The 14,574-nt window shown below is 59.6% G+C and carries 14 protein-coding genes; 3 read left to right on the forward strand and 11 right to left on the reverse strand.

What is annotated here, in order from left to right:
• The first annotated feature begins 56 nt into the window (after positions 1-56).
• Together CL546_RS09195 and CL546_RS09200 are read left to right on the forward strand one after the other, a co-directional pair.
• Positions 57-1,424 (forward strand): peptidylprolyl isomerase, encoded by a 1,368-nt coding sequence (locus CL546_RS09195; RefSeq protein ID WP_290494305.1) that lies wholly within the window; start codon positions 57-59, stop codon positions 1,422-1,424.
• On the forward strand, positions 1,424-2,107 hold the full coding sequence (locus tag CL546_RS09200) for a hypothetical protein (RefSeq protein WP_290494306.1): 684 nt from the start codon (positions 1,424-1,426) through the stop codon (positions 2,105-2,107). The genes CL546_RS09195 and CL546_RS09200 overlap by 1 nt, the downstream gene beginning before the upstream one ends.
• Here the strand turns inward: CL546_RS09200 and CL546_RS09205 are convergent.
• From CL546_RS09205 to CL546_RS09255, 11 genes are all read right to left on the reverse strand, one after another.
• Entirely contained in the window at positions 2,053-3,027 is a 975-nt protein-coding gene (locus tag CL546_RS09205) for a PA2778 family cysteine peptidase (protein WP_290494308.1), read from the reverse strand. The genes CL546_RS09200 and CL546_RS09205 overlap by 55 nt on opposite strands.
• A gap of 15 nt (positions 3,028-3,042) precedes the next feature.
• On the reverse strand, positions 3,043-3,438 hold the full coding sequence (locus CL546_RS09210; RefSeq protein ID WP_290494310.1) for a PA2779 family protein: 396 nt from the start codon (positions 3,436-3,438) through the stop codon (positions 3,043-3,045).
• Positions 3,439-3,465: 27 nt separating this feature from the next.
• Positions 3,466-5,682: a selenide, water dikinase SelD gene (selD, locus tag CL546_RS09215; protein ID WP_290494312.1), complete on the reverse strand. Its 2,217-nt coding sequence runs from the start codon at positions 5,680-5,682 to the stop codon at positions 3,466-3,468.
• Complete coding sequence (locus CL546_RS09220; protein WP_290494314.1) at positions 5,679-6,452, reverse strand: PhzF family phenazine biosynthesis protein; 774 nt, start codon at positions 6,450-6,452, stop codon at positions 5,679-5,681. Before CL546_RS09220 ends, selD begins: the two co-directional genes overlap by 4 nt.
• A gap of 72 nt (positions 6,453-6,524) precedes the next feature.
• The gene (locus tag CL546_RS09225) at positions 6,525-6,953 is read right to left on the reverse strand and encodes a hypothetical protein (protein ID WP_290494315.1); all 429 of its coding nucleotides are present in this window, start codon (positions 6,951-6,953) and stop codon (positions 6,525-6,527) included.
• Positions 6,954-7,024: 71 nt separating this feature from the next.
• The gene (locus CL546_RS09230) at positions 7,025-8,518 is read right to left on the reverse strand and encodes a PhnE/PtxC family ABC transporter permease (RefSeq protein ID WP_290494317.1); all 1,494 of its coding nucleotides are present in this window, start codon (positions 8,516-8,518) and stop codon (positions 7,025-7,027) included.
• A gap of 16 nt (positions 8,519-8,534) precedes the next feature.
• Positions 8,535-9,191 carry an ATP-binding cassette domain-containing protein gene (locus CL546_RS09235; protein ID WP_290494318.1) on the reverse strand — a complete coding sequence of 219 codons (657 nt, stop codon included), beginning with the start codon at positions 9,189-9,191 and terminating at the stop codon, positions 8,535-8,537.
• Positions 9,192-9,212: 21 nt separating this feature from the next.
• On the reverse strand, positions 9,213-10,079 hold the full coding sequence (locus tag CL546_RS09240; RefSeq protein WP_290494319.1) for a putative selenate ABC transporter substrate-binding protein: 867 nt from the start codon (positions 10,077-10,079) through the stop codon (positions 9,213-9,215).
• A 121-nt stretch (positions 10,080-10,200) separates the two neighbouring features.
• Entirely contained in the window at positions 10,201-11,289 is a 1,089-nt protein-coding gene (mnmH, locus tag CL546_RS09245; RefSeq protein WP_290494321.1) for a tRNA 2-selenouridine(34) synthase MnmH, read from the reverse strand.
• Positions 11,290-11,481: 192 nt separating this feature from the next.
• Positions 11,482-12,351 carry a MaoC family dehydratase gene (locus tag CL546_RS09250; protein ID WP_290494323.1) on the reverse strand — a complete coding sequence of 290 codons (870 nt, stop codon included), beginning with the start codon at positions 12,349-12,351 and terminating at the stop codon, positions 11,482-11,484.
• A gap of 161 nt (positions 12,352-12,512) precedes the next feature.
• Positions 12,513-13,163: a TetR family transcriptional regulator gene (locus tag CL546_RS09255; protein ID WP_290494325.1), complete on the reverse strand. Its 651-nt coding sequence runs from the start codon at positions 13,161-13,163 to the stop codon at positions 12,513-12,515.
• Between the two features lie 194 nt (positions 13,164-13,357).
• Between CL546_RS09255 and CL546_RS09260 the strand changes: the two genes are divergently transcribed.
• A complete protein-coding gene (locus CL546_RS09260) occupies positions 13,358-14,467 on the forward strand; it encodes a ferredoxin reductase (protein WP_290494327.1) in 1,110 nt (369 codons plus the stop codon).
• The last annotated feature ends 107 nt before the right edge of the window (positions 14,468-14,574 follow it).

Below are 14,574 nucleotides of genomic sequence, written 5' to 3' on the forward strand. Positions count from 1 at the left end.
ATGCGTGTCCGCGTTGTACCAATAAGTACCTAATAACAAGATAGAGGAAAGCGGCCATGGGATTACATCGATGGGTGTTAGCCATTGGGTTCGCGGCAGTTGCGCTGGCTGGCTATGCCAGCTGGCAGCGTTGGGGGCCGTTGCCTGATAACGTGGCAGCAAGCGTGGATGGCAGCGTGATTCCGGTGGATACCCTGAATGTGTTTGTGGCTGCCGCACAGCGCAGCGAACCGCAGGTCAGCCGTGAAGCGGTGCTCAAGGGGCTGGTGGAAAACCGGCTATTGGCGGCACTGGTCCACGAGCAGGATGACCCATCGGCGCACGATCATGCTGACGCCAGCCGGGTGGGTTACGACGCCAAGACTCGTCACGAACAACAACGTTTCAAGCTGATTCGTACCGCTTTTGCCGACGCACTGCGCGTGGCGGTGGAAGAGAGCGGCACAGCAAACAGCCTGGATTATCTTGCCGCGCCCCTGGTGCTGTCTGATGAGGCGTTGGCTCCTTTGTTGACGCTGGAACAGGCGTTATACGCCACCATGACCGAGGCGCAGCAGCAGGCAGCCAGCCAGCTGGTGATTGCCCGCTACCGGTTTACGGAGGATCAGCCTGAGCAGACACTGACGCTGTGGGATCTGTACCGCCGGCAGAACATCCAGCTGAAAGTGCAGATGCACAACCTCAATACCGGCTTTATCCGTGAAGCGATCAAGCAGCAGCTCACCATGGAGTATGTGTTCTACTGGTTTGATCAACGCTCCGGTTTGTCGGCCGATGCTGTCGCGGCAGTGGATGACTGTATTGATGACGCCATGCGCCGCGATGAGCTGCTCCATGACCTGGGGCTGATGCACGATATCCATGACGATAATCCGCAGTTACGGGCTTTGGCGGCTGAAGTGAGCCAGGAGCAGATCGCTGCGTATTACCAACAGCATCAGGACGAATTCACCCGTGTGGAGCGTGTGCATGCCTACCATTTGAGGGTGGATAGCCAGACCGAGGCGGACCGGATTTACGCCGAACTGCTGACCATTCAACAAGACGATAACGCCAATCCCGGCGAGGCGTTTGCCGACGCGGTGGCGCGCTACTCCGTTGCCGAGGATCGCGATCAGGGCGGGGCGCTGGGCTGGATAGACCGTGATAGCCGTGAGGATCACTGGACCCAGGCACTGGCGTTTGTGCAACCGGCTCAGCTAGTATCGCCGCCGTTCCGCAGCCCGACCACAGACAGAGCCCCTTATTGGGAGCTACTCTGGGTGGACCAGAAAGAAATGGGCTATCAACCTGTGGACAGTGAATCGGTGCGTTATCGCGCAGCCCAGGCCATTGCCCGGGAACAGATGCAGCAGCGGTTCCACACCTTGCTGGCAGAGGCCACCGAGGCGGCATCGTTGAGAGTAAATAACGAGGTGCTGTGATGTCTTTGCGTCCGCTTGCATCGATGCCCATGGAACGCCACCAGCAACAACGCGGCCTGCTGCGGCTGACTCTTTTGGCAGGGTTGGCGGTGGCGGTGAGCGCCGGAGCCTACTGGCTTTGGCCGCAAGATCCCGCGCCGCAGGGTGTGGCGGAGAGTGCGACGGAGAGGCGCGTTACTCACGCGCCTTCGCACCCGGCAGCCACGATGGAGAAGGAGACGCCGTCGAATCCGGCGGCGCTCCCGATGATCGATACGGTGGCGGAACGCCGGCTGCCACCGCCCGATGCCCGTATTGAGCGTAACCCCGCTGCGGTGCCGACGCCCTCACCGCGGGCAGTGGCGGCGCTACGCGAAAGCATGCGCAATGGCGACCCGCGCACGCCGCCGCTGGTGCGCAATACGGATTTACGCGAACCGCCCAGCGCGGCCGAACTGGCAGACCCGTCGCTATATCAGCAATACGAAGCGCGCCAGAATCAGCAGGTGCGTGCTTCATTCGTGGCGGCGGCGAATCGCAAAATGGCGGAGTTGGAAGGATTGATCGCCGAGGGTAAGGAATTCGGCATTGCCCCTGAGCAACTGGAGGAAGGCATCGCCAAACTGGACAAGCTGCGTGAGCAGCGAGATCAGTTAGTGGCGCAGCAGCCTGAGCTTGGCGCAGACGATAGTGCACAGGACTGAGCGTTCAGCTCGCTGACACTGTCTAGAATCGCGGTATCGTCCGGGGCAATGGATAGCGCCTGGCAGATACTCTGTTTGGCCTGCTTGGTGTTGCCAGCGGCTTGCTGGGCATAGGCCAGATTGTTCCAGGCGGCAGCCAGTTGCGGTGCATAGCGCACGGCTTTCTCAAACGCCGCCAGCGCCTCTTGCTGCTTATCCTGTGCCCACAGGGCATTGCCATAACCAAACCACAGCTGCCCACTTTGCGGGAAGGCTTCCACGGCCGCCGGCCAGAAGGCGGCGCTATTGGGGAGCGGCGAGATCGCCCGGAACAGGGCATCAGGCTTGGCACTGGCGGGCAACTGGCCGGCTTCCACCAGCGTGAACCCCCATTGATCGGCTCTCGCCCAGGTGCGAATAAAGCGGTTCCAGTGGCTGCTGTCGCCCTGGGTGGTGCCACTGTGCAGCACCACGGTATCGCCCTGATTCCGGTAGCCGGTGACCACAGCGAAATGCCATTTTGGCCAGCTGGGTAGCGCCAAATTCTGCATTACCAGCACCGGGCGGTTGGCCTGCAATTCCTGAAACAACGCCTCGGCGGATTCCACGGGGTAGGCCATCAGGCCACGGCTGCGGGCGGCGGCGCGCAATTCGATACCCAGTGAGCCTTTGCGCTCCGGTAGCCAGACCTCGTCCACCAGGGTGTCGGCGCTGACAGGTTTGCCAGCCCATTGCAGCATCATCGCCAGCGCGGCTGGGCCACACTGGTAGGCATCCTGGGGGACAAAGGGCACCACCACCTGTTGTTCGGTGTGCACGGTGGCGCTTTGCGGAGGGGGAAAACTCTGACAGCCACTCAGAGTGAGTAGTGCGGCTGTCAGTAGTGCGGCAATGGACTTGCAGGAAGCGGGCATCGGCTTACGGTGCAATACGCTTATCATCGGCTCGTCGGCCGCTTAATTGACCGGATCGATGACCGGGAAGACGTCAGTGGCGCCAAGCAGATCCAGGATCACCAACACTAGGATGATGGCGAGTACGATACCCAGCACACCTTGACCGGCAGGCAGCTCTTGCGATTTTTGCGCCAGTTGTTGCAACTCAGAATCGGTAAGGCGATCCAGTCGTTGGCTCACCTGTTGTTCGTTTACCCCGTACTCGCTCAATGCCTGGGCGGCAACCTTGTGATCCATCAGTTGCATGATCTGTTGCTTCATGGCAGCGCGATCCTGTTGCTGAATCACGGTGTCATTACCAATCATGGCGGCTTGTGCGGCGGGGACCATCAGCATTTGCATGAACAGCAAGACAGCGGCACTGAAAATACCGGTAACGCGTTTTGATGTGGTCATGAAGCATTCTCCTGTGTTCTTGAAGGGTTATACGTTACCAGTGTGACCGTTATTCAACAGGATCGCTGCGTCATCAGGGTGATCTTTTACAAGGACTTTACCGATATCCGCTGCTGCAATAGCTGCCTTATCAAGCTGTTGCAGTGCCTGTTGGGCATAGTCGCCGGGCAGGCAGAACAGCAGCCCGCCAGCGGTTTGCGGGTCACACAGGGCGGTGAGCAGGGAGTCATCCACGGGCTCGGATTGCTCGCACTGCATCAGAATGTGGCGATTGGCTTCACTGAGTGTGCTGGCCACGCCCTGGCGAATCAGCGAAAGCGTGCCGGGGAGCAGGGGGACGTTGTGGCAATCCACCGCCAGGGTGACGTCGCTTTGCTGACTAATTTCGTAGAGATGACCCAGTAGCCCAAAGCCGGTGATATCCGTGCAGGCGCTGACAGGTATGCCCTGCAAGGCTTGCTGAGCCAGCCGGTTGCTGACCAGCAGGTGTTGCAGGGTAGTGTCCAACCAGGGGCCGTGGAACGCGATGCCGGGGTTGCCTTGTGCCTGCATCAGGGCGGCCAGTTGAACACCGCTACCCAGCGGTTTGGTAAGAATAAGCCGGTCGCCGGCGCGGGCGCCGCGTTTGTGCCAGAGCTGTGCCGGGTGCGCCTGGCCGTTGACGGTGAACCCCGCGGCCATCTGTGGGCCTTCGATGGTGTGGCCGCCGACCAGGGTGCAGCCGGCTGCATTCAGTTCCCGGACGGCTCCGGCCATCATCCGTTGCAGATCTCGGCCCTGCAGCCGCGGGTGATGCCAGGGCAGGGTCACGTTGGCCAGGGCTGAGTGAGGCTGCGCATTCATAGCGTACAGGTCGCTGAGGCTATGCAGGGCGGCAATGCGCCCGAACAGGTAAGGCTCATCGATAAAGGCGGGGAAGTAATCCAGGCTTTGTACCAGCCGCTGCCCGGCGGGCCAGTCAATGATGGCCGCATCATCGGCGGCGTCTACACCGGCTTCGATGCCCGGATTAATGGCTGGCTGAAGGCCTGCCAGTGCCTCATGCAGGGCGTCGCTGCCGACTTTGGCGCCACAGCCGGCGCAGTGTAAAGCGTCCGGGGCTGCCGGGGCCGGGGCCATGGCGGGCAGGTGCTGATCGAACTTGGCCATGAAGGCTCGGTCGATGCGGTCTTTCCAGCGCCACACCCAATGGCCTGCCAGTGATCGCTTGCCGCCCCGGCTGGCAATGGCATCCTTGCCGCCGGCGGACAGCAGTGACAGGAAGCGTGCCTGTGGTCGATACGCCGCCAGCGGTTGTCCCTGAATGGCGGCGCGCAGGTTGTTGGCCAGCGTGCGTGCCTGGCGAACCGCATAGACACCGGCCTTGGGTAAGGGGGTGGGAAAGGCGGCACAGTCACCGGCGGCAAAAATACGTGCATCGGAGAGTGTTTGCAGGCTTTCCGTGACGCGTACAAAACCCCGTTCGTCGCAGTCCAGCCCACTGTTGTGTAGCAACGGCAAGCCTCGCACGCCGGTGCACCAGAGCACCCACTGGGCCGCCAGTGGCTGGTCGCCCATGCGCAATTGCTGTTGGGCATCGCGATGCACACGAGTGTCGGTATGCAGGGTGACGTGATGGGCGCTCAGCCGCGCGCGCATCTTCTTGCGCACGCTGGCGGAAAAGCCGGGTAGCAAGTCGCCACCGGTAATCAGCTGGATGTCTGCCGGTTGCTGGCGGTCCTGAAAATGCCTGGCCATGGCCAGCGCCATTTCGGTGCCGCCGGCACCGGCGCCAACCACCGCCAGAGACGCGGTTTGTCCACGGGTGTCCTGGCAGAGTTGCTGCCAGCGAGCGTAAAAACTGGCCACCGGTTTGACCGGGACGACGCTGGTGTGATCGTTGCCGATGGGGGTGAGGTCCGGCGTGGCGCCCACATCCAGGCTTAGCCAGTCGTAGGCCAATTGGCTGCCATCACTGAGCTGCAGTTGCCGCTGTTGAGGATCGAGTTGTGTGACGCTGGCTTGAATGAAGCGGCAACCGCTGGCCTGACAGAGCCGGTAAACGTCCACGTGGGTATCCGTCAGATCGTAGTGTCCGGCGATCAGTCCCGGCAGCATGCCGGAATAGGCGCTCAGGCTATCCGGGGAGACCAGGGTGAGGCGCACGCCGGGAATCGGTTTCATGGCCAGCATGCGCAGGGTCAGCGCATGGCTGTGGCCGGCGCCGACAAAGACCAGGTCGTATTGAGCGGAAGGACTTATCACAGTTGCAGGTCGCCTTGCAGATAGCAGCGTGCGGTGCCGCTGAGGGTGACGCGGTCGCCTTTTAGCTGACAGTGTAATTCACCGCCACGGGCAGAAAGCTGGCGAGCATGGAGGTGTGTCTTGCCGAGCTTTTCGGCCCAGTAGGGCACCAGGGTGCAGTGGGCCGAGCCGGTAACAGGATCCTCCGGGACACCTTTTGCCGGGGCGAAAAAACGACTGACAAAATCACAGTCCTCGCCGGGCGCGGAAATCATGACGGCGAAGGTATCCAGCGCCGCGATGGCGGTGAAGTCGGGTTGAAAATTGCGTACCTGATCGGCGCTGTCCACGATGATCAGGGTGTCCCGGGCTTGTAGTACCTCGCGAATGGGCAAATCCAGCGCCTGATGAAACGGTGCGGTATCAGCAAGTACATGGGCCGGTCGTGACGGAAAGTCCAGGCTCAGCGTTTGGCCGCTGCGAGTGACGAACAAGGGGCCGGAGGCGGTGGAAAAGCGCACCCGTTCACCGGGAAATCCCAGCGCATTGAACACCACCCAGGCGGCGGCCAGTGTGGCGTGGCCGCACAGGTCGACTTCCACCTGGGGGGTAAACCAGCGCAACGAATAGCCTTGCTCGTCTGGCACCAGAAAGGCGGTTTCTGACAGATTGTTTTCCAGCGCAATATTCTGCAGCAGACCATCATCCAGCCAGCGTTCCAGCGGCACCACAGCGGCGGGGTTGCCGGCAAAAAGGGAAGAGGTAAAGGCATCGACTTGGTAGAGTTTCATAGGTTGCCTTGGCTGTGAAGTTGACGATAACTGCCATTGCATTGTGGAGGCTAGCCGTTCAACGACTGGTTATTAACCGCTAGCGTTCAATAATTGAGCTACGGCATAACCAACAGCAAAAAAGATAATGATTTTCAAAAGAAGCCCGGAGCGTGATGGAGATATGTTCTCTTTTCTTTGTGGGGGCTTTGGAGTTTCCCATGCGCGGTTGTTTCTCCACTCACTATCGCCGTCATAAAATCTGGTGAGGATGTCGGCCATGTCATCGAAAGTCGGATCAGTAGGCGTTACTGATTCAGTATTCGACTCATAGAGCACAACGGAAAAGCCGTCTTCTGTCGACCCTGAACCCTCTATGGCCATTCCGTCTTTCTCGATTTTTATAGCTGATAATTGTTGCCAGCTCATGCCAGAGAGAATTGTTCGTAAATCTTCAACGCTGCTGCATGAGACTGGCTGGTGTTCTTCGTTGATTAGATTTCCTGTTTTGGTTACAAGCATTCCAAATCCCTTTGATAGTTATAAATTAGAGCACACCGTTAGGCTTTATTTTTAAAGCCGGGTCTATCTTTTTATAAGCCCAGCTCCGGCTTCAGCCTTAGCCGTTTGCGCAATCCCCGCGACAGGGCATCCACGCCCAGATTGAGCAACACCGTGGCCAGGATCAACAGGGCGGTTCGGTCAAAGCGGAATTCCGCCACGCTGGAATCAATATAGAAACCCAGGGTGTGAATGCCAAGAATCCCCAGTACCGCCGTTTCGCGCATGATCACTTCCCATCGATAGAGCAGGAATGCGAGCAGGTTTGGGCTGATACGCGGCAAGACCTCGTAGGCGTAGCGGTTGATCCCGGTTGGCGCGTCCACCCGCAGGCGCAGGGTTTCACTGAAGCGGCCGGTCAGGTGGGCGACGATGGCGCCAGTATGCAGGGCCAGCGCAAAAATGCCGGGCAACATGGAGGGCCCGAGCAGGATCAGGAAAAAGAAGGCGAGAAAAAACTCCGGTGTGGTGCGTAGCACCACCAGCAGGCCATGGCCCAGCATACGGCTGGCCCGGTTACCGAATAACGGTGAGGTAAGGGGAAACAATACCAGCGCCAGTACGCCGGTGAGCAGTAGCGCGGCCAGCCCCAGTACGCTGGTTTGCCACAGGCCGGGCCAGAGTTGTTGCTGCCAGAGCATGGCGAACCATTGCCACAGTTCCAGCAGGCCACCGCCGTGGCGCAGGGGAACGGGCACCAGATCGACCGTGATAAACCGTACCAGGGTGGACAGGTTGCCGGTAAAAACCGGCGGTGCCCAGGCCACGGCAGCAAGCAGATATACCGGAATCAATGTCGGGCGAAGCCACCAGCGCAGGGTGAAAATCAGCGCAAAAAACAGGTACAGCAAAGCTGCGCCCTGATCGTAGACTCCTTCACGAAAAGCGGTTTCCAGATGAAAGCCCAGAGTGGGCAAACCGATAAAGCCGAGAATGGCGGAGGCGCGCAGGGCGCATTCCAGCCGGTAGCTGCCGTAGGCTTTAAAGGCCTGCCAGACCAGCGGCAGGCGGGCGAAGAAAAAGCGGCTGACGGCGGAGGTGCTGGCGGGCAGTGCATGGGAAGGAGCCGGGTCTGATTCTTCGAGAAACTCGCCGAACACCTTGGCAAAGATGCCCGCATAGGGAATGGCGATGGCCAGCACCCCGGTGAGGGTGCTCAGGCCGGCCACTTGTAGCAGCAGCAAGCCCCAGAACAGTTCATGGACGGCGCGGATACTGGCGGCGAAACTGCGTACCGCCCGTGACGACCAGCAGATTGCCATGAGAAACCCGAACAGGGCGGCCAGTGCAGTGCCCTGCCAGGCAAAAGCCAGGGTATTGGCTAATGCCTGGCCAAGCTGTTCGGTGGCAAAAAAATCCGGGGTCATAAACCCCTTGGCCATGCGCAGCAGTTCCTGGCCGGGGCTGGAACGGGCGATCTCCATGTCGGCCAGCAACAGTGCCACCAGGCCGGCCAGAGCGAGACCACCGGTAGTGCGTCGCCAGCGGCGGGCTGTGGTGTTCAGCGGCGGGCTGGCGGGAGGCATGGTAGGGCGTTCACTGTTACGCATCGTCCTGATACAAGGCATCAAGATCGCTGAGGGACAGCGACCGGGTGGCGGCATCGAGGACAATCTGGCCCTGGTTCAGGCCGATGATCCGGTCGCTGCAGGCCAGTGCCAATGCCCGATCATGCAGGGCAATCACGGCGCTGTCGTGGCGAGCCAGAGACAGGGTGAGCAATGCCTGGCCCTGATGTTCGTCCAGGCTGGAGACCGGCTCGTCGGCGAGCAGGATCGGGCGTTGTGTATAGAGGGCCCGGCCTAGTGCGGTGCGTTGCGCCTGGCCGCCGGAGAGCTGATCAACGCTGGTGAACAGCTTGTCATGAAGCGCCAAGTCGGCCGCCAAAGCCCCCACCTGTTCACGCTCGTGTCGACTGGGGGCCAGCAGGTTGCGCAGATTGGTGAGGGTGCGGTTGCGCGACAGGGACCCCATGTAGATGTTGTGGAACACGCTTAGCATGGGGACCAGGGCGCCCGCCTGGGGGCACCAAGCACAGGCGGCTTCCTGCTGGCGGCGCAGGGCATCGAGAAGGGTGGACTTGCCGGCGCCGGACGGGCCGAGCAGGGCGACTTTTTCGCCGTGCTCGATGGTCAGCGTCAGGTCATCAAAAACAACCTGATCGCCATGCCCCAGCCGGGCCTGCTGAAAGTGGAACACGTTGGACTTTGCCTTTGGCCGTTAGTCCAACAGGCCGATGGCGCTGGCGGTTTCCTCGATGGGAGCATAGTCCGCATTGGAAGCCGGAATAAATTTTTCCCGGGGGAAAGCCTGCAGCAGTGCCGGATCGTCGATGGACAGCAGGGTGTCGGTAACGCGCTGGCTGAAGCCTTCGCCGAAGCGCTCATTCAGATCGCCGCGCACGGTCCAGTGGTAGTCCGGATAGGTGGGGGTTTCCCAGATCACGCTGACCTTGCTGGTGTCGATTTTGCCTTCCGACAGCTCGCGCTCCCAGACTTTGAAATTTACCGCGCCAGTGGCATAGGCACCGCTTTGTACCAGGGCGATAGTGCGACTGTGGTCGCCGGAGAAACCGACTTTTTCGAACAGGTTGTTCGGGGCTTCGTTGAAGGTATCGCGCAGATAGAATTCTGGCATCAGGCGGCCGGAGGTGCTGCCTTTGGAGCCGAAGGTGAATGACGGCTGTGCAATGAAGTCGTCGCCCAGCGTGTCGACGGGCTCAAGCCCGGTGCTGCTGTTGGCAATGAAATAGGATTTGAACGCGGTGTCTTCCTGGCCCTGGGCGATGGCCTGGGAACCGGGAACAAGACGCCGGGCCTGTACGCCGGACAGGCCGCCGAACCAGGCCATTTGCACTTCATCGTTGCGGAAGGCAGTCACTGCGGCAGCGTAGGATTTCACCGGCACGTATTTCACCGGCACGCCCAGCTGTTCTTCCAGATGAGCGGCGATGGTACCGAACCGTTTCACCAGCTGGGATTCATCCTGATCCGGAATCGCCGTAAAGGTGAAGGTGTTGGTTTTGGGGTCATTACAGGCAGAGAGCAGCAGGGCAGCAGCCAGTGCAGCCAGGAATTTCAAACGCATTGTTGTCTCCGTTCAATAGGGAGGCTTACCGAACTTTATGCGGGAAAACGCACGGATACGATTGCGGGTTCGGCCATACGCAGTCGTGGCAGCAGTATAACGGCTTGCGTGCGGTTTTGCGTTAGCGGTTGCTCAGGAAATCGCTGACCTCGGCGCGGGTGCCCTGGAAGACGATGGTGCCTTCACGGCGCGACAGCATGTAGTCGTACATGGGGTCGTAATAATCGGCGAGCAGGCTGTGAATCCATTCGCGATGCAACTCGGTATCGCCGCAGGCGGTTTGTACGGCGAGGGCCTCCTGGAGTTGCTGACGAAGCTGTTGATGGCGAATCCCGCCCAGGCGGCGGCGAATGCGATCCATGGCTGCCAGCAGTTCATCGCCAAGCTGCTTGAGGGCATTCTGCTCACCGAAGTAGCGGGCATATTCCTGTAACGGCCCGATCACGTAATCTTCCAGGGTGATCTGTACGCGGGAGTCCAGGGATTCCTCAATGACGATGCGTGGCTGTGCCTTGATCTGGTCTTGCAGGGAAAAAGGCAGATGGCAGCGTCCGATCAGTTTGCTTTCGTCTTCCACCAGAATGCGGGCAGGCTGGGCGGCACGTTGTTTTATCAGGGCGATAGCCAGGCTGTTTTCAAAATCAATCTGGCTGGGTTGGCCGCCGGGGCGTCGGCCAAAAGACGAACCACGGTGGTGGGCCAGGCCTTCCAGGTCGATGGCGTTGGCTTGTTGATCGATCACCCGTGTCTTCGCGCAACCGGTGCGCCCGCACAATACTTCCAGTGGCAGGCTGGCGATACAGGCTTCCATTTCATCAATCAAAAACCGCCGAAGTGCCTTGTAACCACCAGTGATCAGTGGTGCATCGATGCCTGCTTCGCGTAGCCAGGCCTGGGTGGTCTGGCTGCGCAGTCCGCCGCGGAAGCAATACAGGTAGCCGTTCGGGTTGGCCTGCCACCACTGCTGCCAGGCCTGCATACGCTGTTCCCGTTCCTCGCCGCTGACCAGCTTGTTGCCCAGATCAATGGCCGCCTGCTGGCCCTGCTGCTTGTAGCAGATGCCAATCCGGTGACGTTCGTCATCGTTGATCAGGGCAATATTGACCGCACCGGGAAAGGCGCCCTTGGCGAATTCCACGGGGGCGCGCACGTCCAGCAGGGGCGTGTCATTCAGAAACAGGGAAAGGTAATCACGGGTATCGTCTCGCATGGGGAGCGAGTTTAGTGCAGTGGCATGCAGCACGCTACAGGCAGCACGCAACAACACGGGCCGACGCTGGAAAGCCTGAAACGCCAGAGGCCGCGACCAGACTGTGGGCGCGGCCTCTGGCGTTTCGTCCTGCTCGAAAGCCGGACGTGTTGTTGCGTGCTGCGTGCTGCGTGATGCCTGTTGCGGCTGCTATTACTCCGCCGGGCGGATCTGGCCGGCCAGGTGGGGTTTGATCCCGTCCTTGGCGAGCAGCCGGAAATCGCTGCCGCCATCGGTCGGCTTGTTCTCGAACTTCACGGTGGCGGGCACGAACATGGGCAATTTGAACTGCACGTCCACGGTGAACGCGTCTTCCGGCAGCTGGTTCTGCAGTTCGGCCAGGCAGCGGGCCTTGGACCACATACCGTGGGCGATCTGGCGCTTGAAGCCGAACAGCTTGGCGGACAGCGGGTATAGATGAATGGGGTTACGGTCACCGGAAACGGCGCCGTAGCGACGGCCGATATCCCCCGGCACTTTCCATTCCACTGTGTCAGTAGCCGGTTGCGGCTTGGGTGCGTCTTTCTTCTTGCTGCTGCTACCGCCGCCGCTGCGGAAGAAATTCACGGACTCACTTTCCCAGACTCGCTCGCCACCGGTGCTGACACTGGTGAAGATGGAAAATTCGTACCCCTTATCGACTTTCTGCAGGTTGCCCAGAAAACACTTCACGTTCAGTTGTTCGCGCTCTGCAATGGGGCGGTACTGGGTAATGCTGTTGCGCACATGCACCAGGCCCATGGCGGGGAACGGAAAGCCGTCGGTAAGAATCAGTGCCATATGCAGCGGGAACGCGTGCATGTGCGGATAGGTCACGGGCAGTTTGCCGTCGGCGGCAAATCCGCACACCTTCCGGTAGGCGGTCAGATGCTTTTCATCGAGGGAGACGTCATTCAGTCGCAGGCCCACGTCCGGCAAGGTGGGGTTGCTGCCGGGCTTTACGGTGGCGCGCAATACGGCCTTGGCGAAGTTGATCACCATGGGCGGTGAATTACGCAGTTCGCGGAATTTGACCTCACTCATTACTCAATCCTTTCCCGTTGATTGCGTTGCAGCGTAGGCAACGGTGGCAATGCAAAAGAGTATAGAACAGGGCAGGCGAGTCGCTATTGGCCGTATAGACAGGCGGTCTGGTGAGTTAAGCACAGGGGGCGCGGCGCAAGGCCGTAAAGTGTGAAGTGTGTTCAGGAGTGACTCTTGTCCGAGCGCCACATGCCTACGCCGAAGTAAATCAGGCGCAGTTGTTTCTCCGCGGTGATCAGTACTTCTTGCTGGCCGGTCTCATCAATTTCTTCCAGTTCCAGCATTTCCTGTGTCAGCGCGGTGACGTTGTTGACAACCAGCCCGGCCATCATTTGCAGGTCTTCAGCATTAATGTGATTGAGGAAGGGGAAGCGCGCCATGTCCATGGCCAGCTCGTTGGTGAACATGCGGATTTCGCGGCGGATGGCATTGCGCATGGTGGGCGTGCCGCTGGCCAGCTCTTTGGAGACGAACAGAAAATGCGCCCGGTTGTTGCGCACATAGGTGAAGTAGGTCTCCACGGAGCCACGCAACATGCGCTCGTTGGGCAGTTCCTGCTGACGCACCTGGCGCATCATTTGACGCAGGGTACGGAACGATTCGTCCAGCAGCGTGAGGCCCAGGGCGCTCATGTCCGGGAAATGACGATAGAAGGCAGTAGGCACCACGCCCGCTTTCTTGGTGACTTCCCGCAGACTAAGGGCGGAAAAGGGCGCCTTTTTAACCACCAGCTCCAGCGCAGCCGACATCAGGGCTTCCCGGGTTTGGCCCCGTTTGGGCTTGCGAGTTCTGCTGGTGCTTTCCTTGGTCATCGGTTTTTGCCTCCAAAATCAGCTGCTTATTCTCTTCTGTGCGAGCTGGTGATGCAACCAATTCCCCCTGAGCCTTTGTAACACCATGATAAGAAAAGCCTTTATTTTTTTAGTGAACATGTGTTGACGTTAAGCGGCGTGTTGTGAATAATGCGTACAACTGTTCACTTATAGGGCCTGACCCCATGAACTCGATGACACTGACATCCAACCGTTTTCAGCAAGGCGTTAACCGTTTGCTGCAATCCCGTGTGGCGGAAATTCTGTCTTATCCCCACGGCGTTGACCGTTATCTGGAAGTGTTCAATCCGCTGTGGTCCGTTAACGAGGTACGCGCCAGGGTAGAAGCCGTACGTTACCTGACCAATGACAGCGTGACCCTGACCCTGCGTCCCAACCACAACTGGGAAGGCTTTATTCCGGGTCAGTTTGTCCAACTTTCCGTGACCATTGATGGCAAGCGTCAGACGCGCTGCTATTCCCCGGCCAATTCCCTGCACCGTACCGATGGCTGCATCGAATTGACCGCCAAAGTGCACGCCAACGGCTTTGTTTCCCGTCATTTGCGTGAACAGCTGAGTGTTGGCGACGTGGTGCTGTTGTCCCAGGCGGATGGCGAGTTCGCTCTGCCGGCACAGCGTCCGGAGCAGGTGCTGCTGATCAGTGGTGGTAGTGGCATCACCCCGGTGATGTCCATGCTGCGCACCCTGTGTGATGAGGGCTTTGCTGGCCCGATTACCTTTCTGCATTACGCCAACAGCGCCGCCGACATGATCTACGCCAGCGAGCTGGACGAGATCGCGCGGACCCACGACAACGTGACCCTGGTGCGCTGCTTCAACAATGACGGTGAACAGGGCGAGCTGTCTGGCCTGTTTTCCCGTGAACATCTGTATACCGCTGCGCCAGAATTTGCACAGGCAACCACTTTTCTGTGTGGCCCGCCGCCGATGATGGCTGCGGTGGAGAAAGTCTGGGAAGCAGACGGCTTGGCAGAACGGTTGCACAAGGAGCAGTTCACCCTGGCGGCACCGCAGATCGAAAGCGATAGCGCTGAAGGCGAAGTGCGCTTCGTAAAGAGCGAGAAAATGGCCATCAATAATGGCGCCACCCTGCTGGAGCAGGCCGAGTCCGCCGGGCTGACCCCGGAATCCGGTTGCCGCATGGGTATCTGCCACGCCTGTACCTGCCGCAAGACGGCTGGTGAAGTGCGCGATATCCGCACCGGTGAGATCACCAGTGGTGAAGAAGACATTCAAATTTGCATCAGCGTGCCAGTGGGCACGGTGACGCTGGACATCTAAACGGAATTACCCAAACCGAAGCGTCCCGAGACGAATCTTCAAACCGGGTTTAAGGAGAAAGCACATGAGTATTTTCAGCAACTTGACCGCCGAACAATTCGAGACCA

It is taken from the genome of Alcanivorax sp., assembly GCF_002726155.1.
GTDB lineage: Bacteria > Pseudomonadota > Gammaproteobacteria > Pseudomonadales > Alcanivoracaceae > Alcanivorax.